Origin of the sequence: Micromonospora sp. NPDC002717, assembly GCF_040295705.1 — a bacterium.
GTDB lineage: Bacteria > Actinomycetota > Actinomycetes > Mycobacteriales > Micromonosporaceae > Micromonospora.
This window is the reverse complement of record NZ_JBEOVW010000002.1, coordinates 170,116-191,684: the sequence shown is the minus strand read 5'-3', so window position 1 is coordinate 191,684 and position 21,569 is coordinate 170,116. Positions and strand designations below refer to the sequence as shown.

Annotated in this window: 19 protein-coding genes; 12 read left to right on the top strand and 7 right to left on the bottom strand. The window is 69.2% G+C overall.

Translation table 11 applies throughout. The annotated features are described in order from the left end of the window. Positions 1 to 32: 32 nt before the first annotated feature. Positions 33 to 428 (bottom strand): hypothetical protein, encoded by a 396-nt coding sequence (locus ABT006_RS04950; RefSeq protein ID WP_350703050.1) that lies wholly within the window; start codon positions 426 to 428, stop codon positions 33 to 35. Between the two features lie 169 nt (positions 429 to 597). Here ABT006_RS04950 and ABT006_RS04945 point away from each other — a divergent pair, with 169 nt between their 5' ends. The 3 genes from ABT006_RS04945 (at position 598) to ABT006_RS04935 (ending at position 3,245) form a co-directional block, all read left to right on the top strand. Continuing rightward, a complete protein-coding gene (locus ABT006_RS04945; protein ID WP_350703048.1) occupies positions 598 to 960 on the top strand; it encodes a VOC family protein in 363 nt (120 codons plus the stop codon). 53 nt (positions 961 to 1,013) lie between these two features. Further along, positions 1,014 to 1,958, top strand: coding sequence for an RNA polymerase sigma factor SigJ (sigJ, locus tag ABT006_RS04940; protein WP_350703046.1), 945 nt, complete (start codon positions 1,014 to 1,016; stop codon positions 1,956 to 1,958). Positions 1,959 to 2,051: 93 nt separating this feature from the next. Then, on the top strand, positions 2,052 to 3,245 hold the full coding sequence (locus ABT006_RS04935; protein ID WP_350703044.1) for an NAD(P)/FAD-dependent oxidoreductase: 1,194 nt from the start codon (positions 2,052 to 2,054) through the stop codon (positions 3,243 to 3,245). Positions 3,246 to 3,316: 71 nt separating this feature from the next. Here ABT006_RS04935 and ABT006_RS04930 read toward each other — a convergent pair whose 3' ends face one another. Both ABT006_RS04930 and ABT006_RS04925 read right to left on the bottom strand, forming a co-directional pair. Next, complete coding sequence (locus ABT006_RS04930; RefSeq protein WP_350703042.1) at positions 3,317 to 4,213, bottom strand: phosphorothioated DNA-binding restriction endonuclease; 897 nt, start codon at positions 4,211 to 4,213, stop codon at positions 3,317 to 3,319. Further along, a complete protein-coding gene (locus ABT006_RS04925) occupies positions 4,210 to 7,284 on the bottom strand; it encodes a DEAD/DEAH box helicase (RefSeq protein WP_350703040.1) in 3,075 nt (1,024 codons plus the stop codon). Before ABT006_RS04925 ends, ABT006_RS04930 begins: the two co-directional genes overlap by 4 nt. Positions 7,285 to 8,490: 1,206 nt before the next feature. Between ABT006_RS04925 and ABT006_RS04920 the strand changes: the two genes are divergently transcribed. Next, positions 8,491 to 10,503 (top strand): tetratricopeptide repeat protein, encoded by a 2,013-nt coding sequence (locus ABT006_RS04920; RefSeq protein WP_350703039.1) that lies wholly within the window; start codon positions 8,491 to 8,493, stop codon positions 10,501 to 10,503. Positions 10,504 to 10,649: 146 nt separating this feature from the next. Here the strand turns inward: ABT006_RS04920 and ABT006_RS04915 are convergent, their stop codons facing one another. Further along, on the bottom strand, positions 10,650 to 11,456 hold the full coding sequence (locus tag ABT006_RS04915; protein ID WP_350703038.1) for an inositol monophosphatase family protein: 807 nt from the start codon (positions 11,454 to 11,456) through the stop codon (positions 10,650 to 10,652). Further along, positions 11,453 to 12,571: a DUF5919 domain-containing protein gene (locus ABT006_RS04910; RefSeq protein ID WP_350703036.1), complete on the bottom strand. Its 1,119-nt coding sequence runs from the start codon at positions 12,569 to 12,571 to the stop codon at positions 11,453 to 11,455. Before ABT006_RS04910 ends, ABT006_RS04915 begins: the two co-directional genes overlap by 4 nt. Before the next feature lie 34 nt (positions 12,572 to 12,605). Here ABT006_RS04910 and ABT006_RS04905 point away from each other — a divergent pair, with 34 nt between their 5' ends. From ABT006_RS04905 to ABT006_RS04885, 5 genes are read left to right on the top strand one after another with little or no spacing between them, the layout of a single operon-like run. Then, entirely contained in the window at positions 12,606 to 12,950 is a 345-nt protein-coding gene (locus ABT006_RS04905) for a hypothetical protein (protein WP_350703034.1), read from the top strand. Beyond that, positions 12,947 to 13,240, top strand: a complete 294-nt coding sequence (locus tag ABT006_RS04900) for a hypothetical protein (protein ID WP_350703032.1) — start codon at positions 12,947 to 12,949, stop codon at positions 13,238 to 13,240. Before ABT006_RS04905 ends, ABT006_RS04900 begins: the two co-directional genes overlap by 4 nt. Then, positions 13,237 to 14,307 carry an FAD-binding oxidoreductase gene (locus tag ABT006_RS04895; RefSeq protein WP_350703031.1) on the top strand — a complete coding sequence of 357 codons (1,071 nt, stop codon included), beginning with the start codon at positions 13,237 to 13,239 and terminating at the stop codon, positions 14,305 to 14,307. Before ABT006_RS04900 ends, ABT006_RS04895 begins: the two co-directional genes overlap by 4 nt. Beyond that, positions 14,307 to 14,576: a DivIVA domain-containing protein gene (locus ABT006_RS04890; protein WP_350703030.1), complete on the top strand. Its 270-nt coding sequence runs from the start codon at positions 14,307 to 14,309 to the stop codon at positions 14,574 to 14,576. The genes ABT006_RS04895 and ABT006_RS04890 overlap by 1 nt, the downstream gene beginning before the upstream one ends. Before the next feature lie 9 nt (positions 14,577 to 14,585). Continuing rightward, entirely contained in the window at positions 14,586 to 14,993 is a 408-nt protein-coding gene (locus ABT006_RS04885) for a GIY-YIG nuclease family protein (RefSeq protein ID WP_350703028.1), read from the top strand. Positions 14,994 to 15,023: 30 nt separating this feature from the next. Here the strand turns inward: ABT006_RS04885 and ABT006_RS04880 are convergent, their stop codons facing one another. Then, positions 15,024 to 15,407, bottom strand: a complete 384-nt coding sequence (locus tag ABT006_RS04880) for a hypothetical protein (protein ID WP_350703026.1) — start codon at positions 15,405 to 15,407, stop codon at positions 15,024 to 15,026. A 213-nt stretch (positions 15,408 to 15,620) separates the two neighbouring features. Between ABT006_RS04880 and ABT006_RS04875 the strand changes: the two genes are divergently transcribed. After that, a complete protein-coding gene (locus tag ABT006_RS04875; RefSeq protein WP_350703024.1) occupies positions 15,621 to 15,863 on the top strand; it encodes a hypothetical protein in 243 nt (80 codons plus the stop codon). Between the two features lie 59 nt (positions 15,864 to 15,922). Here ABT006_RS04875 and ABT006_RS04870 read toward each other — a convergent pair whose 3' ends face one another. Continuing rightward, entirely contained in the window at positions 15,923 to 19,216 is a 3,294-nt protein-coding gene (locus ABT006_RS04870) for an NACHT domain-containing protein (protein WP_350703022.1), read from the bottom strand. 183 nt (positions 19,217 to 19,399) lie between these two features. On the opposite strand from ABT006_RS04870, the gene ABT006_RS04865 reads away from it, so the two are divergent. After that, positions 19,400 to 20,761, top strand: a complete 1,362-nt coding sequence (locus ABT006_RS04865) for an AAA domain-containing protein (RefSeq protein WP_350703020.1) — start codon at positions 19,400 to 19,402, stop codon at positions 20,759 to 20,761. A gap of 270 nt (positions 20,762 to 21,031) precedes the next feature. Further along, positions 21,032 to 21,541, top strand: coding sequence for a peptidase inhibitor family I36 protein (locus ABT006_RS04860; protein ID WP_350703018.1), 510 nt, complete (start codon positions 21,032 to 21,034; stop codon positions 21,539 to 21,541). Positions 21,542 to 21,569: the final 28 nt, after the last annotated feature.

The following is a 21,569-nucleotide window of genomic DNA, read 5'->3' as shown; positions in this document are numbered from 1 at the left end:
CAGATTTTGCGCCCCGAGGCGGGATGCTGGGGTCAGTCCCGGTAGTAGTCGGCGTACATGGCTGACCGCCCGGTGACCGAGAACCCTTCGAAGTCGCCAGTCTCCTCACAGCCCTGCAGCCACTCCAGCGCGTCGGCGGCCTCCATCGACGGGTGCGCCGCGAGGTAGGCCTTCGTCTCGGCCAGGCCGGCGCCGCAGAGCAACTGCACGTCGATCGAGCAGTGCGCGTCGAAGCTCGACTCCTTCGCGTCCCAGATGCGCAACACGTCGTCGAGGTGCCCGGCATTGAAGAGCTGGACGCAGCACAGCCGCATCAGGAGCGTGTCGGCTTCCCAGCCCTGCTCGCCCAGCTCGGCCAGCAACTCGCGTACCGGGCCGAGGTCGGCCGGGTGCAAGCCGTGGCGACGGAACCACTCCTCCTCATCCATCCGCCGTACGTTACGGGTTGGGCGCGCGGTGGCGTGACGCCGTCCGGCTACGCCAGAACGAACCGACGGCGGTGGACCGCCCGCACCCTGAACCACCGACTCGGCGAGGGTGGGCGTTCGAGCGTGCCGGCCGGGGCAGGCATGGTTGGCGAGGCTGCCGTGAGGCACCATGACCTTCATGGTCATAAAGCGCGTAATGCCCGACCTCGCAACCGAAGACATCGCGACGGCCACCGCCTTCTACGTCGAGGTGCTTGGCTTCGAGGTCGTCATGGACATGGGCTGGATCGTCACCCTGAGCGATCGCGCCAACCCGAAAGCCCAGCTGAGCCTCATGACCCACGACGCCACTGCGCCGGTCATCCCCGACGTGTCCGTGGAGGTCGATGACGTCGATGCCGCGTATCAGGCCGCCCGAAACGCCGGCGCCGAGATCGTGCACCCACTCACCGACGAACCATGGGGCGTCCGACGCTTCTTCATGCGCGACCCGAACGGCAGGGTCATCAACGTCCTCACCCACAAGAGCTGACGACCCGTGAGCGGCGGCGGTGCGGAGTCGAGGTAGCTGGTTAGGCTCGGACCATGCCCCTTACCGCGGACGATGTCGACCGGTTCGTGGCTTTCAGGCCACGCCTGGAGGCCATCGCCTACCGCCTCCTCGGCTCAGCGGGGGAGGCCGAGGACGCCGTGCAGGAGGCATTCCTGCGCTGGCAGGCCGCCGACGTTGACCGCATCGAGGTCCCCGAGGCGTGGCTGACGAAGGTTCTCACCAACCTGTGCCTCAACCAGCTCACCTCCGCACGGGCGCGCCGCGAGACCTACGTGGGTCAATGGCTCCCCGAGCCGCTGCTCGCCGGGGACCCCATGCTCGGCCCGGCCGACACCGCCGAGCAGCGCGAATCGGTCTCGTACGCGGTCCTCACCCTTCTGGAGCGCCTGTCCCCGAACGAGCGGGCGGTGTACGTGCTGCGGGAGGCCTTCGACTACCCGCACCGGGAGATCGCGGAGATCCTCGACATCACCGAGGCCGCCAGCCAGCAGATCTTCCACCGCGCCAAGAAGCACGTCGCGGACGGCAAGGCGCGCACCGAGATCGGCGAGGCCGCTGCCCGGCGGATCGTCGAGGAGTTCCTGTCGGCCGCCACCAGCGGCAAGACCGAGCCGCTCGTGCGCCTGCTCACCGCGGACGCCATCGCGATCGGCGACGGCGGTGGGAAGGTTCCGGCCCGCGCCAAGGCGTTCGAGGGCGCCGTCGCGGTCGCGAAGTTCCTGCGGGGCCTGTTCAAACCCGGCGAGGTCAAGCGTGCCCTGGTCGGCGGCGCGCCCGAGGTCTACGCCTGGACCGCCAACGGTGACCCCGCCGTCGTAGCCGTCGTGGGCGGCCGGGTCATCGGCGTCATCTGCCTGGAGGTCACCGCCGAGGGCATCGCCGCCTTCCGCAGCCAGGTCAACCCCGACAAGCTCGAACGCGCGACCGCGCGCTGGGCGGCCGCCAACCACGGGGAGCCCCTGTTCAACGCCTTCTGACCATCGTGTGAGCTGCTTCACATCCTGTTCCTGTCAGGAAGCGGCGGCCCGTCCGGTTCAAGTGGCGAACCCGCGGAAGACAGGAGCAGGAAAATGCAGCACCGCATCATTGTTCTCGGAGCCGGGTACACCGGAGCCGTCGCCGCCGGCCGGCTCGCCAAGCGGCTCCGCCGCGAGGACGTCGCCGTCACCCTCGTCAACGCCGAACCCGACTTCGTCGAACGCGTCCGGATGCACCAGTTGGCGGTGGGCCAGGACCTCAAGCCCCGGCCATTCAGCGACATGTTCGCGGGGACCGGCGTCGAACTGAGGCTCGCGAAGGTCACCGGCGTCGACGTCGACCGCAGGACCGTCGCCGTCACCGGCGCGAACGGCTCCGAAGAACTCTCCTATGACACGCTCGTCTACGCCCTCGGAAGCGGCTGGAACGCCCAGGGCGTCCCCGGGACCGTCGAGCACGCCTATGAGATCGCCAGCCGTCCCGGAGCACTCCGGCTGCGCGAGCGCCTGGCCCGTCTCGACGCCGGGCAGACCGTGGTCGTCGTCGGCGGCGGCCTCACCGGCCTGGAGGCCACGACCGAGATCGCCGAGGCCCGCCCCGACCTCGACGTGGCCCTCGCCGTCCGCGGCGGCCTCGGTGACTGGCTCTCGCCCAAGGGCCGCGCGCACCTGCGAAAGGTCTTCGGCAAGCTTGGGATCACCGTGTACGAGCACGCCGCCGTCACCAGAGTCGAAGCCGACCGCGTCGCCACGGCCGACGGCAAGACCATCCCGGCCGCAGTCACCGTGTGGACCACCGGCTTCGCGGTGCATCCAATCGCGAAGGCGACCACCCTGGAGGTCGCCGGCACCGGCCAGATCGTGGTCGACGCAACCATGCGCTCGGTCTCGCACCCCGACGTGTACGCCGTCGGCGACGCGGCCCACGCGATGGGACCGGGCAACAAGCCGTTGCGGATGTCGTGCGCCTCGGGCATCCCCACGGCGTGGCAGGCCGCCGACGCGATCGCGGCCCGCCTGACCGGCGGGAAGCTCCCGGACACGCCGCTGCGCTACTTCAACCAGTGCATCTCGCTGGGCCGCAAGGAGGGCTTGATCCAGTACGTCACCGCCGACGACCGCGCCGTGCAGGCGGTCCTGACCGGGCGACTCGCCGCCCTCTACAAGGAACTGGTCTGCAAGGGCGCCGCCTGGGGCGTCGCCAACCCGACGCTCGGGCTGCCGACCCGGCGCCGCGTCACGCGGGAGCGGGCCGCGAGGGGCCCGGCCGTCGAGGCGCTGGGGTAGGGCTCGACGCGGGCGGGCGCCCGCCGGAGTGTGCGTTAGCTCGGTCGCCGACCTTCGGGTTGAAGATCAAGTTAGGCGGCGAGGGATTCGCCCTTGAACACCTCACGACGGTGCCAGGAGATGTGTTCGACGGCGGGCACCTGCGTCCCGGGGCGAGGCCGCAACATCCTGCCGTGCAGGTCATAGGTCGACCGGCCGGCCGGCGTACGAGCCGTGAAGGCGGCCGACACCTCGATCCGCAGGTCGGCGTCGAGCCCGAGCGCGCCGAAGTCGAACAGCTTGTGGTGCAGCACGCAGAGCGCCAGGCCGTTGTCGGGGCTGTCCGGGCCGTCGAAGGCCCACCAGCGCACGTGCGCGGCCTCCACGCCGACGGAGGCGTGGCCGAGCTGGCCGTCGTACCCGCAGAACGCACACTGCCGGTCCCACGCCTGGAGCACCGCCACCCGCCAGGCCGCGTCCCGCCGCCGCGCGGGGACCGGGGTGATGCCCGGCGCCTGGAGGATGTCGTCCGGGTCTAGGCCCGCCGCGGCCAGCACGTCGGGCGCGATGGTGGGCGGAAAGTGCTGCTCCACCAGGGCGCGGGCGACCCGCCGCACCAGCTCGGGGTCCCGGCGCAGCGCCGATTCGGTGGCGGCGTCGAGACGCCCCGCCACGTCGTGCGTCGCCAACGGCCCGACCAGATCCATTGGTACGTCCCGGCTCAGCGTCCACACGCCGTCGCTGCGGAGCCGGGTGAACGGGTACGCGGCACTCTGCGCCCGCCCGGTCTTTGACGCCGGCCCGAACTCGGCGATCAGGTCGCTCAGCCGTTCCTGAACCGCCGACCACGGCAGCTCGCTCGACCCTCTCCGAGTGAGCTGCCCGAGCGCCAGCAGCACCAGCAGTGGCTTGTGCGGCGCGCGCCGCCCGCGCTGCTGGTGCAGCCGCAGCGAGGTCAGCCGGTCCAACACCTCCTGCCGCGTGCTCATGCGGCGATGGCCCGGGCGGCGGCGTACATGTCGGCGGGGAGCGCGTGGTGCAGACGCCAGATGATCCGCATGGGCCGGTCGCCGGTGTGCTCCCGATAGGTCATCGGGCCGGCGTAGAGGTAGGCCGGCGCGCCCAGGTCCCGGTCGGCGACCCGGGTCTCCCGCACGAAGAGGTGCACCGTCGACCCGCGCGAGGCGTGGTGGATGTAGCGCTGGCCGGTCGCCGACGCCGACGACGTGGTGCTCTGCGACTCCCACTGGAACAGGGTGTCGGTGATGGCGCGGTCGGCGTACATGGTGGTGGGGGAGTAGTGGGCCTCCGACTTAACCAGGGTGACGAAGAAAAGGTCGGCTTGGGCGTCCGGGAGCCACTTCACGCCCTCGCGCAGCGACCCCGGGTTCGGCATGCCGAAGGCGGCGCACGCCTCGTTGCGGCTGTATCGGGCGTGCACCCGCAGCGGCACCGCCGCCGACAGCGGCTCCGGCGTGACCCGGTGGATCCGGTCCCGCAGCACCTCGGCCACCTCGCGCAGCTCGGCGCAGCGGGCCAGCTCCGCCCGGAGCCGCGTCAACCGCTCCTCCCGAGAGTTCAGCGGGGCGTTGGGACCCCACAGGTCGAAGTGCAGCATGTCCCACAGCCGCCCATCGCCCGGCCGCTCGCCCGCCGCCACCCGGGCCAGCAGGTCCAGCCGGTCCGGGTCGTCGAGGTGCAGCATCCGCCCGATGGCCCGGCCCAGCTCCCGGTCGTCCGGCCCGGGCGTCGAGGCTTCCAGCCCGGCGAGCCGGCGCAGCCCGGTCCAGCCGCCGACGCTCGCCGACCGGTACACGTCCTCGATCTCCACGCCCGTCTCGCGCAGGAACTCGCCCAGGCTGACGTCCCCGAGCAACCTCAGCTCGGCCACCAGGCCCCGCTTCGACGTGGGCAACGCCGAGCGCAGGTTGCCGAGCACGATGTCCTTGGCCACCCGGTCCAGCTCGATGTGGCAGCCGCTCGGCAGGCTCGGGAAGTCCTGGTCGACCGCGTCATAAACGGACTTCCGGCTCACCCCGGTCAGGGCCCGCCAGCGCAGGTCGAAGCGGAAGTTGGCGTGCTGCCCGCCGATGAAGTCGAGCACGGTCAGGCAGGGCTTGTCGTCGTCCAGGCGCAGCCCGCGGCCGAGCTGCTGAAGGAAAATGGTCGCGCTCTCGGTGGGCCGCAGCATCAGGATCGTGTCGACCATCGGCAGGTCGACGCCCTCGTTGAACAGGTCCACGGTGAAGAGCACTCGCAGCGTGCCCTTGCGGAACTCGGCGAGCAGCGCGTGCCGGCTGGGCGTGTCGACCTGTGAGGTCACCGCCGCCGACGGCACGCCGTGCTTCGTGAACCAGTCCGCCATGAACCGGGCGTGCCCGATGCTCACGCAGAACCCGAGCGCCCGCATCCGGACCACGTCGACCTTGTCGCGTACCGCCCGAAGCACCGCCCGTGCCCGCGCGTGGTTGCCGGTGTAGACGACGTCCAACTCCGCCGGGTCGTACCCCTGCCCGCGCTTCCAGCGCAGCTGCGACAGGTCCACGTCGTCGTGCAGCCCGAAATACTGGAACGGAGCCAGCAACTGCCGCTCCAGGGCGTCCCACAGGTGCAGCTCCACGGCCGTGCGTCCGCCGAAGTGCCGGCGCACGTCGCCGCCGTCGGCCCGGTCGGGAGTCGCCGTCAGCCCCAGCAGTACGCGCGGCCGCAGCCGCTCCAGGAGGCTGGCGTACGTCGGTGCCTCCGCGTGGTGGAACTCGTCGACGATCACCATGTCGTACGCCTCGGGGTCGATCTCCCGCCGATGCAGCGACTGGATGGAGGCAAAGACGTGCCGCCAGTGCGTCGGCTCCTTGCCCCCGACCAGCATTTCACCGAAGCTGCCGGCGCCCATCACCTGCCGGAACGTTGCCAGGCTCTGCCGCAGGATCTGCTCCTGGTGGGCGACGAAGAGCAGCGAGTCCGCCTTGCCCGCCTTGTGTAGCCGGCGGTAGTCGAGCGCGGCGACCACCGTCTTGCCGGTGCCGGTGGCCATGACGACGAGGTTGCGCCAGCGGCCGTGCACGTGTCGCTCGGCGTCCAGGTCGGCCAGGATCTCGGCCTGGTACGGGTACGGCCGCACGTCCAGGTTGGCGATCTGGATCGGCGCCTCGCCGGGACGCTCCCCGCTGAGTGCGTGCCTGAGCCGCTCCGCGTCCCTGCCGGCGTCGTAGTCCTCGAACGCCGCGTCGTTCCAGTAGTCCTCGAACGTGGCCGTGAACGTGTCGATGACGTGCGGCTGCTCGACGGTGGAGATCCGTACGTTCCACTCCACGCCGTCGACCAGCGCGGCCTTCGACAGGTTGGACGAGCCGACGTACGCGGTGGTCATGCCGTTGTCCCGGCGGAACAGCCATGCCTTGGCGTGCAGCCGGGTGGTCCTGGTCTCGTAGGACACCTTGATCTCGGCACCCAGCTCGGCGAGCCGGTCGAGGGCCCGCTGATCGGTCGCCCCCAGGTAGGTAGTGGTGATGACGCGTAGCTTGCCGCCCCGGGCGATCAGGTCACGAATGGCCGGCTCGACGATGCGCAGGCCGTACCACTTGATGAACGCGCAGAGCAGGTCGACGGAGTCGGCGGAGGCCATCTCGTGGGTGACTTCGTGGCCGATGCGCGGCTGGTGGCGGCCGTTGACCAGCAGCGCGCCAGTGGAGAGCGGGGTGGTGGGACGCTGCGGGAAGGCCGGTTGCGCCGGTGGAGCCGGCGGGGCGGCGATGGCGTGCAGGAGGTGCTTGGCGTCGCTGACCTGGTCCTGTGCTGTGGCCGCCTGGGGGCTCATGGCGGTGATGGCGTCGGCGATGCGGTTGGCCAGGTCGACCTGACGGGCGAGCTTGTCGTCGCCGCCGGGGAGGGCGTGCAGGGCGCGACGGGCCAGGGCTGCGAGGTGACGGGCGAGGGTGTCGGGGGCGTCGGCGGGGTCGAGCTTGTGGTGCTGAACGAGGGAGGGGTCGACGTGCTGGAGGCGGTCGGCCAGTTCGCGGGTGATGAGGTGCTCATAGATGCCCCGCTCAAGATCCGTCACCCTGGCAAGCTTGCCATCTGCGTTCGGTGCTGTCCCTGCCAGGTTGGCTCACGCTGGTGTCGGCTCTATGACAATTCCGTTGCTTTCATTTGCTGTTGCCACGGCCGTCGGCTGTCGTTGGCGGCTGACTGGAGCGAGCGTCCACTGCCTGAGCTGCGGAAACACCTGCGTTGCTACGAGCTGTTACCTGTGCTCACATTAACTCCGAAGACTATTGACAGGGAAAACAGGCGAGGTGCGCCTGGCTAAAAGGGTGGATGTTCAGGGTCTCGCTGGCAGGACTTTGGCCGGTAGTGTCCTTGGCACGCCTTACGGGGAGGTGGGGGCGATGCGTGCCAGGCCCACGAGGCCATCGGCAGTCGAAGCGGAAGCATTCGTCTGTGTCATGCCGCTCCGCACCTCGTGGCCTGTCGCCGATCGCGCTCTATACGGCGGTTCATGCGTCGATAAACGATCATGGGCAGGGATCCGCTGAACAGCTATGAGCGCATGCCTCGGGCTTTACTGTACGGCGCGGATCTCGTCTGACTTGGAGGTACCCGGTGGTTGACCCCGGCATCGAAGCGCCCCCCCCGCTGTATTCCGCTGAGTCGGATGTGGGATCGCGTTGATGTGACCCGTACTGATTCTGAGACCGCCTTGATGTTCGATCTTCTTTGTGCTGGTGAAATGGCCGTTAAGCTAGCAGTTGCTGGCCTCGTGTCCGGAATTGATGAAGAGCGTGATCGCCACAGATATAGGCTCGAGCATTCCCTGGTAAGGGCGAGCGGTGTAGGTGATTGGGTAAGGGCGCTAACAGACGCGCTCACGGGGCCAGCGAGTCAGCACTTGACCGATGCTGCTGGGATCGTAAGGCGCGATTTTACACAGAATTTTTCCGGGGTCGACGATTCCTGGCAGCGATCCTGCATGGAAGACCTGGCGGAAGTTTGTCGAGTGCTTGGCGATGATTTTCCGCCGCTCGCTCCCAAAGCCTCCCTTCGGTGGTGGTTCGAAGCGTTTGCTTGGCTCCGGAACAGAACGCGCGGTCACGGTGCGACAAAGTCCTCGGACGCCGTAAAGATCTGCGGGAGCTTAGAGTCGTCGCTACGCAAATTAACCGATAACCTATCCATATACCGGCTTCCTTGGGCTTACCTGCATCGAACCCTTAAGGGAAAATTTCGTGTAATATCAGTTGCCGGAGACGTGGCCTCCCTAGATTACTTGAAGAGTGAAAAGCATCATGACTATCAAGACGGCCTTTATGTCGATCTTGGCGGGCTGCGAAAAGTTAATCTCGTTCAGACCGATCTGGACCTATCCGACTTCTTCCTCGCGAATGGTGGGTTCAAGCAGACTGCATCACGGGTCGTATACGAGGTCCTGTCGTATATATCAGATAGTCGTCAACAGGTAGACGGCACTGTCTTTCTTTCCCCGCCCACCCCGCTTCCGCCAAGTGAGACGGAGGGTGGTGGACGGCTGGAAATACTTGGCAAGTCCTTTGTCAACATCCCCCCTAAGACTCGGGATTACGTCGCTAGATCTGAATTGGAGTCCGAACTCTCTGACCTGCTGAAAAATGACCGCCACCCGATTGTCACTTTGGTTGGCAGGGGGGGTATTGGTAAGACCTCCCTAGCTTTGGAGGTCGTGCATCAGCTGGCCGAGAAGGGTGAGTTTCTTGCGATCGTATGGCTAAGTGCTCGGGATATTGACTTGCACCCCGAGGGTCCGAAGGTGGTTGTACCTAAGGTCCGCACGGTTCAAGAGGTGGCGACGGAGTTTGCGAGCCTTGTTTCGTCGAAGGAGGCCTCAACCCGGGGCTTTAAGGCGGTCGAGCATCTGACCCGAGCCATGTCCGAATCCGGCGAAACTGCGCGAACCCTATTTGTTTTCGATAACTTTGAAACCATGCACAGTCCGGCGGAGATGTACCAGCTTATCGATACATATATCAGGCTCCCAAATAAAGTTCTGATCACTTCCCGCAGGCGCGAGTTTAAGGCAGACTATCCGGTCCATGTCGGCGGCATGAGGCGGGCGCAGTTCGAGGAATTGGTTAGAACTACGGCGACCAAGCTTGAAATAAATCGCCTTCTCACAAACTCCTACCTCGAGGAGCTATTCGATGAATCCGATGGTCATCCCTATGTGGTCAAGGTGATCCTTGGAGATGTAGCTCGAACGCGGCAAGTCAATAAAGTGCGGAGAGTTATTGCCAGCCATGAAGGCATCCTTGATGCGCTCTTTGAGCGAACCTTCTCGTCTGTGTCACCCGCTGCGCGCCGCGTATTTTTGACGCTTTGCAATTGGAAGTCAATGGTTCCAAGGTTGGCGATTGAGGGGACGTTGCTTCGTCCTAGTAACGAACCTATGGATGTCGAGGAGGCAATTGACATTCTGGAGCGGGCCTCCTTGATCGAGATACTTCGAGAAGAGAGGGCGGGTCAGCAGTTCATTCAAGTCCCTCTTGCTGCGCAGGTCTTCGGGATGCGTAAGTTGCGAGTGAGTCCTATGCGCCCCGCCGTCGATGCCGATACGGAAATCTTGCAGAGCTTCGGTGCCATGCAGGCGGTTGATGTCGCCAAGGGGCTTGATCCGCGAATTGAAAGAATGGTCCGTGGGCTATCAGAACAGATGCAAAACGAGAAGTCCGTTGCTGATCGGATTGCGGTTCTTGAATACCTCGCTAGTCACTACCCTAAGACGTGGCTAAGCATTGCGCGGTTGTACTTCGAGGCACCTACTCTGGATCTACAGCGCAAATCGCTTGTCTCCGTGGAGCGGTATCTCGAAATCAATCCGCAGGACGTCGAGGCGTGGCGGTTCTACGCCAAGATTGCAAGGCATGTCAAGGACCCTGCATGCGAAATTAATGCCTTGTTTAGGATTGCCGAGCTCCCCGATGCGGCTTATGACGATATAAGCGTTACGGCGAACGTTCTTAACCGATATCTCAGTGAGCGCCTGTTGATCGTTGATGGTGACGAGAAGAAGGCGATGATAAACCGCATTTCTCGTCTTATGCGTTCAAGGCTTAGCGAGGCGAACGCCACTGACTACTCGCGCCTTGCCTGGCTGCACCTGAATCTGGGCGAGGTTGAGGAAGCGATGTCGCTTGCAGCGCAAGGCCTGGACCTGGATCCCGCCAACACTCATTGTCTACGTTTGACGCAGCGTGCGCGGTTCTCGGTGTCGATTCCGGGACAAAGAAGTGGTGCGGAGTCGGACTAAGTGCCGGGCTTCTTGCGAGGGCGCCGTGGTGGCCGGTCTGTGGGGTCGGGCCGATGTCAAATGGTCAACTTAGGCTGGCTGCTGCGGCGCCTGAAATTAGTTGCACGATATAGTTTGCGCGGACTTTAGGGGATGTTTCGGATACGTCAGCGCATCTGCGCCTCACTCTGACTCATGCCCCTCGCTAGATTAATTACATCCGCTGCCAGCGGTGGCGTAACTCCTAGCGTAATCTGCGACCTCGCATCATGTCGGGTTCCGTCCCAGTCCACCACCTGAGCTCCTGCCTCCCGTGCGATGGCAACTCCTGCTGCCATGTCCCACGGATGGTTGGACAGGGTAAGCGCAGCATCGAGTTTTCCCTCTGCCAGCCACGCCAGGTCCAGCGCCGCAGTGCCGGTCATCCGCACCCGCTGCACAGACTCGGCGAGCCGAGCGGTCAGTGCGAGCCGGAGTTGGTTCTTGGCCGGAGCATCTTCGCCCACGGCGTAGTCGCCGATGGCCACGATCGCCTCGCTCAGCCGGTCCGTCCTGCTCACCTGGATCGGCTTGCCGTCGACAGTGGCACCGTCGCCCTGGGCGGCGGCGTAGCGGTTGCCGAGGAAGGGCAGCTCGATGACGCCGAGAACGGCCTCACTATGGTGCAGCAGCCCGAGCGACACCGCGCAGAGGGGGATGCTTCGCACGAAGTTGGCCGTCCCGTCGATCGGGTCCAGCACCCACTGCATGTCACCCGACCCGCTGACGCCGTGCTCCTCGCCGAGGAATCCGATTTCGGGAGTCGCGACGCGAAGAAGCTCACGGATGTCGCGTTCGATCTCGTAGTCGAGCGCGGATGCGATGTCGCGGTCACCCTTGACGGTCAGCGCGCCCGGTGGCCGACGTCGCATTGCCTCGGCCGCCCGCGTAACTGCCTCGATCGCAACAGGCAACAGGTGCCCGTAGTCGCTCACAGTTGCCGCCCCCGTTGCCACTCTGTCTCGAAGAACTGCTCGAACACCGAATACAGCCCACCCCGGCCCGGTCTCCGCCTGACGACGAACGCGGGGGAGTCGACTCCTCGACTCTCCGCCAAGTACGGCTGGGTGACGCAGAGATCGTCGACCAGGACCACGTTGAAGCGGAGCGTGTCGTCGTAGACGGCCAGTTCCATGCGGTCCTGGAGCCCGGCGGGTAGCCTGTCGCGTACCCGCATCAGGGTTTCGATGTTGAGCTTCGTCAGCCCGGACAACTGCCCCGCCGGAAAGCCCTCCTCCGCCTCGCGCGCCTGAACGGCCTGCCCGTCGGGGTCGAGGAACAGAAGGCGGACGTGTGCACCGGCCGCGACCAGATCGTGCCACCGGCGATCGGCATAGCCCTGCGATAGCAGGTTGAGTGACAGCCCGATCGCCCGCACCTCCTGCGCTCCGCCGAGCAGTTGGTCAGCTGGCAGGTCTGTGGAGAACTCGGACCGGTTCGGGTAGACGGCAACGAGGTCACCAAACCGGCCTGTGTCCTCCTTAGCGGCGGCGGACGGGCCGAGAATCGTGGAGAGCGCGAGCACGACGTCCCCGGGTGGGACCAAGTTCGTTTCCCAGCTGGTGATGTCATCGCCGGTGGGCTGCCACGTCAGCGTGCGGGACAGCGCGACGGCGAAGTCATCGGCGCTCAGGCCGAGGGCCTGACGAGCCCGTGCAACCTGCTCACGTGCGGCGGTCCGCAGGTCGCGTCCTCCAGGCGTGCCTGGTGCGGTCGTCTCCTGCTGGTGCAGCGCCGATGCGAACCGGCGTCGCGCCTCCTCGGCGGCTTGGGCGAGGGCGGTGTCCAAGGCCGACTGCATCTCAGGGCGGGGGTTCACGCTCTCCCCGCCGGCTTCCCACTTCGAAACGGTCCGTTCGGCCACGCCGAGATGCACGGCGAAGTCACGAATGCTCATGCGGAGCGCGTGGCGGAGTGCCTTGGTTTCACGGCCGGTCCATCGCTGCACGGGTGTCATCGTGCCGCCTTCGATCATGTGGAGATCGGTCGTCGTGCACATTACCGGCAGCAGATGCAGCGCAGTTACCGGCCAAGTGCAGTACGTGGTCATTCCGGCCTTTTCGCAGCTCCGAGAGGGTGGACGCATGGCCCGGGGCGGGTGCTGGCTCCGGAACTGCGTCGACCCGAACGACGCAGCTCCGCTCCCGCCCGCCCCGGCGCCGTTCCACAAGCCGCAACCCGAGGGGCAACAGAACGTGACCACCCTGCTCGACGACTTCCCGGTCCTCACCCCCGTCACCGACGAGGATCTCGCCACCGCCGTACGGGCCGTGCGCACCCACGTGCCGGAGAGCTGGCCGGAGGGCGAGCTGTGCCGCAGCGAGCGGGTGCCGTACCCGTGCCGACTCGCACGCTGGGGCCGGGCCACCCTGGCAGCCGCCGGCCTCACCGAAGCCGAGGTCGAGGCCGAGCAGGGCGGCTGGGCATGACCGCACAGAAGGCAGTCGGCCAGTGGCTGCGGCTGGTGGTGGCGGACGCGGAACTGTCGCCGTACCTCATCGGGGTCGACCTGGACCGGCTCGGCGCGCACCTGGCGGCGAGCCTCGCCGCGGCCCTCGATGGCCAGCCAATCCCGGACCCGTGGCGCGGGATCGGCCTGTCGGAGGCGCAGCACCGGCGGATCGTCGACTACCTGGCGGGCGTCCTGTGGGCGCTCGGCCTGTCGGACGACCGGGTCGCCCGCGCACGGCGCGCCTTCGCCGGCGAGGTGGGCGAGTGACCCTCACCGCCGCCTGGGAGGCGGCCGTCGACAAGGGCGCCGACGACTTCTGGTGCACGCTGGAGGACGGCCGCCCCGGCGTGCTTCCCGAACCGGACGCGCCGCTGCTCTTCGCCGCGCTCGGCCGCCTGATCAGCGGCGGCGACGACCTCGCCGGGCGGGCGGCGCTGCTGGCGGTGCTCGGCCGCGCGTACCGTCGGCACGACCTGCTGCCGCACGAGGCCGCGATCGGCGAAGCGCTGCTCGCCGCCGTCGCCCGGCAGGCCCGCCCGCTGTGGACGCCGCTGCTCGCCGATGCCTGGGAGCGCGCCGGACGCCGCGCCGCCGAGGCCGTGCGCGACGCCGCCGCCCGCGCCGACGACGGGCCGGCGTGGTGGCCCGCCGAGGTGATCGACCGTGACCAGCCGTGCGACACCGTCGCGATCCTGACCGTACGCCCCTGGCGGCGCCTGCCCCACCGGCCCGGCCAGGCCGTCCCGGTCTGCACGCCGCGCCGGCCCGGCCGTTGGCGCTGGCTGTCCCCGGCCAACGCCCCGCGCCCGGACGGCACCGTCGAGCTGCACGTCCGCGCCCTCGCCGCCGGCACCGTCTCCCACAGCCTCGTCCACGACGTACGCCCCGGCGAACTGCTCTGGCTCGGCCCACCGCGCGACGCCGGCCTGCCCCTGGACCTGCCCCTGCGGAGAGATCTGCTGCTCGTCGCCGGCGGCACCGGCCTGGCGCCGCTGCGCGCCCTGGTCGAGCAGGTCGCCGCCGCGCTGGACGGTCGGCGGGTCACCTTGGTCGTCGGCGTCCGCAGCTTCACGGACCTCTACGACGCGATCGCCCTCGACCGGCTCCAGCATGCCCACGACTGGCTGACCGTCGTGCCCGCCTTCAGCCACGACCCCTGCGCCGAGCCGGCCGAGCAGGGCGACGCCCTCACCATCGCCCTCGACCACCAGCGTCCCGACCAGGACGTGTACGTCTGCGGCCCGCCGCCGATGCTCGCCGGGGCGCGGCTGCGGCTGCTCGCCGTCGGGGTGCCCGCCGACCGCATCCACCTGCCGACGGAGATGGTGCCCTGATGGCCGTCTACCGCAGCCGGCACGCCCCGCCCGGCCCGCTGACGCCGGACCGGATTCTCGGCGTCGCGCTGCAGCGCACGTCGTTCTGCCGGCGGGGCTACCGGGTCGACGAGGTCGACGCCCTGCTGCACCGCCTCGCCCACGAGCTGCGCGACCGCACCCGCCAGCTCGACCTCAGCCGGGCGGAGAACCAGCGCATCAAGGAGGCGCTCCGCACCTGGCAGACCCGGCACGCCGGCCGAACGACCGAAGGGCGCTGGCGTCAGTAGTCTCCAGGGATGGGCGACGCCATCCACGACGACCTGTTGGCCGACTTCACCCCGGCCCAGCCGTACACCACGGAGGTCGCGGCCGCCGCGCCCCGGTCGCCGGGTGTGCACGTGGTCCTTGAGGACGGGAAGGTCGTCTACGTCGGCTTCACGGGCAACCTGCGCAACCGGCTCCGGCAGCACCTGACCGGCAACCGCGAGTCCTCGGTGCTGCACCAGCAGGTCGGTCACGAGCTCGACAAGCTCGGCCCGGTGGCGTCGGCCACGGACATCGCCGACTGGCTGGGCCGGTGCGAGGTCCGCTGGCGAGAGGACGACAACCCGCAGGGCGCGAAGGAAGCCCTGGTCCTGGCCCTGAAGCCGCGTTTCAACCGACAGGTGCCGAAGCCCCGCCCTGCAACTCGCGCGGCAGATTAGGGACGGCCCCAAGGGCGGCCTGGTCGGCCCTCAGTCTGCTGCGGGGCGGGTAGTCGTCTTGCGCTCGGGCACCCGGATGATGTCCGTGTCGATGCCTGCTCGCCGCGGGACGTAGAACCAGCCCTCCTCGGTGTCCGGGTCGTAGTGCAGAACGGTGTTCTCCCTCGCGAGCCGCTTGAGCCAGGCGTCCAGCTTGACTTTCTCCTCCTCACGCAGTTGCTTGCCGGCGCGGCGGCGCGCTTCGGTGCGCAACATCTGGATCGGGAAGAGCCACCGGTGCTCGTCCTTGAGAAGCCACGGGATCAGGTCGTCGTCGCGGATCGTCCGCCGCTGGAGTCCTCGCCGTCGGCGGAAGTTTCCCCAGAGCGAGGGCACGGTGTCGATGCCGTACTTGCGGCGGTACTCCTCCACCATCCACTGGTAGCTTCGGCCCTCCTCGAACCATCGCAGGACCTCTTGCTCATTCTGGATCTTGCTAGCGGGCATCCCGATTCGTTCGGCTTTCTTCCTGGCTGGGCGCGCCAGCTGATCAACAACCTGCGGGGAGAGTGAACATCCGGGTGGTCCACACGTCAACCACGGTCAGTAGGCTGCGGTGCAGCATCGGCGACATGAACAGGAACGGTTGTGAAAGTCACCATCACCGTGTGTGACGTGTGTCAGGACAGGCAGCGTGAGGCCAAGACGTACGAGGTCGTGTCGGAGGGCCGGACTGCGGAGACCGACCGCTGCGCGGAGCATGCGGCTCCGTTCGAGGCGCTGTTCGCAGTGACCGAGCCGCGCCCGGGGCGACGCCGGTATCAGGTCACCACGATGGAAGAAATCGAGGCGCGTAAGGCGAGCCAGGCCGGCACCCGCGCGCGGGCCTGAGCAAGCCGGTCATCACACCCTCGGAGTTCAGGGGCCGCCCGCACCTGCCGTGCCTCTGCTCACTTGCGCCAGGCGGGGGCCATCCGTTCGGACATCTCGCGCCAGAAGGTCCGCAGGTCGTCTCGGTTGACCGCCTGCCAGTCCGCCCGCCCCGGCGAGCGGAACCAGCGCCCCACGAGGTCGATCTGGTGGGCGCAGAACGCCTCGTCCATCTGGTACGGCAGCTCGTCGCCCTTCGGCGGCAGCGGGCACAGCCGGAACGGGCAGTCGTCGATGCAGGTGGAGCCCGGCTGGACGTCGTGGGCCTGGCGGCGGCTGAGGGTGACCCGCATGGCGGTGCGGTCGATGGTGAGGCACGGGGGCAGGTCGGCGCGGCTGGCCCGGCTGAGCCGACGCGCCCGCTCGTCGTTGTCCCGGCCCCGGTCGGCGAGGTTGAGCAGCAGCATCACGTCGGCCAGCAGCCGTTGGGCCCGCGGTTCCAGGACGGCCCAGCCGTGCGACGGCGGCAGCCAGGAGCCCTGGAGGCGGCGGATGCCCGGCTGCGGGCTGACCGCCCCGACCCGGCCGACGATCTCCCGCTCGTCCACCCAGCAGTGGCGTTCGGGGTGGCGGTCGATGAGCGCCTCGACGCACAGGTCCGCGACCTCGAGGACGAGCGGGTGCGCCGTACCGCTGCCGGGCTGCGGGGCGCGGTACCCGCCGCCCGCGATCGAGGTCCAGAAGGCGACCAGCCCGCGCGGGTCCGAGCCCTGGCCCCGCTCGTGCAGCGTCTCGCCGGGGTCGCGGGGCAGGGCCAGCAGGGTGAGCGCCTGGATGAGTACCAGGTGGGAGTACCAGAACCGGGAGTGCCGCAGCGCCTTCTCGGCCTCCTCGACGAGCAGGCTGCGGTGCGCCGGGTACGTGCGGCAGTTGGCGGCGAGCCGGAACCCCTGGGCGAGGGTGAGCTCGTAGACGCGGGCCCCGTCGGTGGCGTCGGTGGCCAGGCGGTGCACCCAGCGGCGCACGGTCTCCCGGGCGACGTGCTGCCAGTGGGGTTCGCCGGGGGCGTGCGTGCTGTCGGCGTAGAGGAACAGCGACGGCGCGATCCAGGTGCGCAGCTCCTCCAGGCGTTCCCGGCCCGTCGGGTCGGCCGCGTGCGGCGGCTCGTCGAGCAGGTCGCGCAGCGCGCGGACGGCCGCGTTGCCGCCGCTGGCGATCTCGCGGGCCGCGGCGAGCCGGGGGAGGTACGACGTCTCGTCGGCCATCATCTGGAACAGCTGCCGGTACTGCGGCGTGGGCTGCCGGGACCGGAGTCCGGTGGGCTCGGGCGGCCGGTCGGCGAGTTGCCGGGCGGCGTCGCCGTACCGGTGCACGAGGGCGATCTTGGCGTCCTCGAGGGGGCGGTCGGTGACGGACCCGTCCCCCTGGTAGCGGGGCCAGGCGTTGCGGATGGCGTCGGCCACCTGCCGGTGCGAGGCGTGCCCCGTGGCGACGTCCATCTCCAGCGCGGCCGCGAACATCTCCAGCGCCCGCGTGCGGTTGTGCGTCCCGGTCGCCGCGTCGAGAAGCCGGTGCACGAGCGCGATCGACCGGTTCCGGGTGGCCTTCTCGTCCCGGTCGCTGGTGGGCAGGCCGACCGTCCGCCGGGCGGCGTCGGCGAGACGGATCAGGTCGGCGCGGTGGACGGTGGCGCTGCGCCGCCCGTCGAGTCTTTCGAACGCGCCCGCGCTGCGGGTGTGCAGGGTGAGGGCGGTCAGCAGTTCCCGCCCGGGGCCGTTGTTGCGGGCGAAGGCCTGGGCGAGGAAGTCGTCGTCGCGCATGGCGGCGGTGAGGAAGCGCGAGCCGAGGTACGCCTGGACCACCCCGTGCTGGAAACGTACCCCGTCCTGCCGCTTCACCACGATGTTCAGCGCGACCCCGGTGGTCTCGGCGAGCCCGATGTCCTGCGGGTTGTCGGCGCTGAGTTTGTGCAGCCGGGCTCGTAGCTCGGTCAGGATCCACTGCCGGCCGGCGTCGGTCGTGGCGTCGCCGCTGGTGAGTTCCGTGGTACGCACCGACAGCCGGTTGTTGCGCAACCCGATGCAGGCGAGGGCGGAGAGCACCTCGATCGCGTCGGACCGTTCGGTCTGCGGCATGCCGTAGTCCTCGTACAGGTCGCCGGCGACGGTGGCGTCACACCACTCCTCCAGCAGGCTCCAGCGCAGCGCCGACCTGCCGGGGCCCGCCGGGTCGACCCGGTCGAGGCGGTCGACCTCGTGGAGCTGCCCGATGACCCGCAGGAAGAACGGTGAGTCGGCGACGTCGGCGGCCTTGACCAGCCCGGTGATGCGGTCCCACCGGTGCCCGGTGTCCGAGCGGCGGCTGTGGGCCTGCACGTACTCCAGCGCGGCGCCCTGGGAGAGCGGTTCCAGTTGCAGCAGCAGCGCGTCCAGGCCGCGCAGCGGGTCGTCGGGCCGCGACGCGACCACCAGGGGGAGGCGCTCGCGGACCGCGCCGCGGACCGCCTCCCGGAGCACGCTGTCCCGGTCGGCGGGCTGGTCGGCGTCGGCGAGGACCTCCTCCAGGCCGTCGGCGAGCACCACGATGCGGTTGTCCAGCCAGAGCCGCCGCCACATCCGGTCCGCCTCGCCCGCGGCGTGCAGCCTGGTGTCGATGGTGCGCTGGAACTGTTCGAGGGCGAGCTGGTGGAAGTTCAGCTTCTCCGGATCGGTGACCGTTCGCAGGTCGATCCCGATCGGCACGACGTCGGCGGCCATCAGCATGTCCGCGAGGCGCGCCAGGGTGGCCGTCTTGCCGGTGCCGATGCCGCCCACCAGCAGCAGCGGGCGCCGGGTCGCCTCGTCGCGGAGCCGCTGCATCATCAGTTCGCACAGCTCGTCGCGGCCGACGACGTTGCGCGGGTCGAGGTCGGGTTCGGCGGTGGGCAGCAGGATGCGGGTGTTGCGCAGGACGTTGCGCCGGTACCAGCGACGGACCGGGACGTAGCGCCAGAAGAGGAAGAGCGCCAGGCCCAGTGCCGCGACCATCGGGGGCTTGACGAAGCCCTCCACCTGCCCGCAGTAGTACGACCTCGGCGGTTCGCCCGCGCACCACTGCGACACCCGGAGGAAGCCGGGCTCGGTGTCGAGGATCATCAGGACCAGGGAGAGGGCGGTCCACGCCAGGAACACTCCGGCAATGGCGACGATCGCCCACCGCAGCCCGCGGTGGTGCCGCCAGCTCATCCGCTGGTCGGCCCGCTGGTCCGTACGCCGGCGGCGGTTGCGTTCCGCCTGGCGTTCCCGTCGGGTGCGCCACCGACGCCGCCGCTGGCGCAACCACAGCTGGGCCGCCCAGACCGGACCACGTTTCGGCCCGTGCATGGACACCCCCATGATCGACATGGTCGGCTACCGGACGGCGGTGCCTGCCCTCCACTCCTCGCCAACGCTAGTGCCGTCGCGGCAGGCCAGTGCCCGGTTCCGGCATTCCCGCGCCGGCCCCTCGGCCCCGGTCCTCGCCCGCCGTCGGTGGTCTGGCGTAAGGTCCCGTAGACCTCGTTGGGGGAGGTGCAGACGATGCGTACCGGGTTGGCGATGCCGCCCGCGGTCGAGGCGGAGCGGGTCATCACGGCCGTGCTGGCCGACCTGCGCTCGGGCGACCATCGGGGCGTCGTGGTGGACTCCCCGCCCGGGGCCGGCAAGTCGACCCTGGTGGTGCGCGCGGCCGGCGAGCTGGCCGCCGCCGGCGAGCCGCTGATCATCGTCGCGCAGACCAACGAGCAGGTCGACGACCTCATCGACCGGCTGGCCCGCAAGGCGCCGGAGCTGCGGATCGGCCGCCTCTCCGCCGCCGACTACAAGCCGTCCGGGCGGGTGCGGGGCCACGAGACGGTCCGGGTCGCCGCGAAGGTCGCCGACCTCGGTGGCCCGGCCGTCATCATCGGTACGGCCGCCAAGTGGGCCACGGTCGCGGAGGGCTCCTGGCCGTGGGCGATCGTGGACGAGGCGTACCAGATGCGCTCGGACGCCCTGCTGCGCGTGGCCGGCAGGTTCGAGCGGGCGCTGTTCGTCGGCGACCCCGGTCAGCTCGACCCGTTCTCGACGGTGGAGACGGCGCGGTGGACGGGGCTGACCTGGGATCCGATGCAGTCGGCGGTGGCGGTGCTGCTGCGGCACAACCCGGAGCTGCCGGTGCACCGGCTGCCGGTGTCGTGGCGGCTGCCCGCCTCGGCGGCCCCGGTGGTGGCGGCGGCGTTCTACCCGTTCACCGGGTTCCGCGCCGGCACGTCCGCGCCCGACCGGGCCCTGACCTTCACCGAGTCGGGGCCGGGGGACGCGCTGGACCGGGTGGTGGACCTGGCGGCGTCGACCGGCTGGGCGCTGCACGAGCTGCCGGCCCGGCACACGCTGCGTACCGATGCGGAGGCCGCCTCGGCGTGTGCGGCGCTGGCGCTGCGGGTGTTGCGGCGCGGCGCGGTCGCCGTCTCCGAGCACGCGCCGGCGGGCGCGCCGGTCACCGCGGACCGGATCGCCGTCGGGGCCGCCCACCGCGACCAGGTCGCGGCCATCCGCGCGCACCTGGGCGAGGCCGGAGCCGGCATCACGGTGGACACCGCCAACCGCCTCCAGGGGCGGGAGTACGACGTGACGATCGTGCTGCACCCGCTGTCGGGGCGGCGGGACGCCACCGCGTTCCACCTGGAGTCGGGGCGGCTCTGCGTGCTGACGTCCCGGCACCGGCACGCGTGCATCGTGGTGGCGCGCGCCGGCATCGGCGAACTGCTGGACGCCCACCCGTCCACCGAGATCGTGCACCTCGACGTGCCGGTCAAGTTCCCGGACGGCTGGGAGGCGAACCAGACGATCCTGACACTCCTGGCCGGCGTGGCGACCCCGGCGGACGCCCTCAACGGATCGGGGAGCCGCGCCGCCCGGTGACGAGGACCAGGCGACCCGACGCCCGGCCCGGAGCCCCGGATGCGGGAGGGAATGTGCGGGTCGCAAGGTGCCGACGGGCGATAACTTTCCAAATGGCCGTTGTCAGCATGGTGCGCAATCACTGTCAGGACATTGATGGTGATCAGCGCCTATCGCTTCCTATCCTGACCATGGCGCCACCCGCCGCCACAGCCCGACCTGCGGCCTGCCGGCCCACCTGACCGGCGGCCCTTCGCTCGTCCCCTGCGCGCCCACATCGCGAGGTGTCGAATGGTCAGTGCACTCCGTGTCCGCGCCGCACTCGCGGCGGTGCTCGCCTGCGTCCTGCTGGTGGTGACGACGCCGGCATCGGCGTGGGCTGCCGTACGCGACCGGGCCGCCGCCCGCGAGGAACTGCGGCGGTACCTGTCCGCCCATCCCGGCGGCACCCCGATCAACGACAACGAGATCAGCTACGGCGGGGGCGCGCTCGTCGTCACCCTCCGCGCCCCGGTCGGCACGTACGGCATGGCCGACTGCCCCCTGGGCTGGTTCTGCTTCTACGAGTGGCCCAACTACGGCTACCCCCGGGGCCGCCTCTCCGACTGCGGCCGGCAGAGTCTCTTCACCTGGCAGTGGCAGTACCGCGTCGAGTCGGCCCACTACAACCTCGGCAGCGGCTCCGTCTCGTTCTACTACTACGGCACCCGCCTGTTCGACATCGGCGCGGCGAACCGGGTCCGCAGCGACGCGAGCCCCTACCGGAACTGGGCCAACTACGTCGAGCGCCGCTGTGGCTGACCGTGCGCCGCGTGCTGCCGGTGCCGCC

Excerpts from the sequence above, each read along its gene's own strand:
- ABT006_RS04950 (WP_350703050.1), bottom strand. The coding sequence starts at position 428 with ATGGATGAGGAGGAGTGGTTCCGTCGCCACGGCTTGCACCCGGCCGAC.
- ABT006_RS04945 (WP_350703048.1), top strand. The coding sequence starts at position 598 with ATGACCTTCATGGTCATAAAGCGCGTAATGCCCGACCTCGCAACCGAA.
- sigJ (WP_350703046.1), top strand. The coding sequence starts at position 1,014 with ATGCCCCTTACCGCGGACGATGTCGACCGGTTCGTGGCTTTCAGGCCA.
- ABT006_RS04935 (WP_350703044.1), top strand. The coding sequence starts at position 2,052 with ATGCAGCACCGCATCATTGTTCTCGGAGCCGGGTACACCGGAGCCGTC.
- ABT006_RS04930 (WP_350703042.1), bottom strand. The coding sequence starts at position 4,213 with ATGAGCACGCGGCAGGAGGTGTTGGACCGGCTGACCTCGCTGCGGCTG.
- ABT006_RS04910 (WP_350703036.1), bottom strand. The coding sequence starts at position 12,571 with ATGACCACGTACTGCACTTGGCCGGTAACTGCGCTGCATCTGCTGCCG.
- ABT006_RS04905 (WP_350703034.1), top strand. The coding sequence starts at position 12,606 with ATGGCCCGGGGCGGGTGCTGGCTCCGGAACTGCGTCGACCCGAACGAC.
- ABT006_RS04900 (WP_350703032.1), top strand. The coding sequence starts at position 12,947 with ATGACCGCACAGAAGGCAGTCGGCCAGTGGCTGCGGCTGGTGGTGGCG.
- ABT006_RS04890 (WP_350703030.1), top strand. The coding sequence starts at position 14,307 with ATGGCCGTCTACCGCAGCCGGCACGCCCCGCCCGGCCCGCTGACGCCG.
- ABT006_RS04885 (WP_350703028.1), top strand. The coding sequence starts at position 14,586 with ATGGGCGACGCCATCCACGACGACCTGTTGGCCGACTTCACCCCGGCC.
- ABT006_RS04880 (WP_350703026.1), bottom strand. The coding sequence starts at position 15,407 with ATGGTGGAGGAGTACCGCCGCAAGTACGGCATCGACACCGTGCCCTCG.
- ABT006_RS04870 (WP_350703022.1), bottom strand. The coding sequence starts at position 19,216 with ATGGGGGTGTCCATGCACGGGCCGAAACGTGGTCCGGTCTGGGCGGCC.
- ABT006_RS04865 (WP_350703020.1), top strand. The coding sequence starts at position 19,400 with ATGCGTACCGGGTTGGCGATGCCGCCCGCGGTCGAGGCGGAGCGGGTC.
- ABT006_RS04860 (WP_350703018.1), top strand. The coding sequence starts at position 21,032 with ATGGTCAGTGCACTCCGTGTCCGCGCCGCACTCGCGGCGGTGCTCGCC.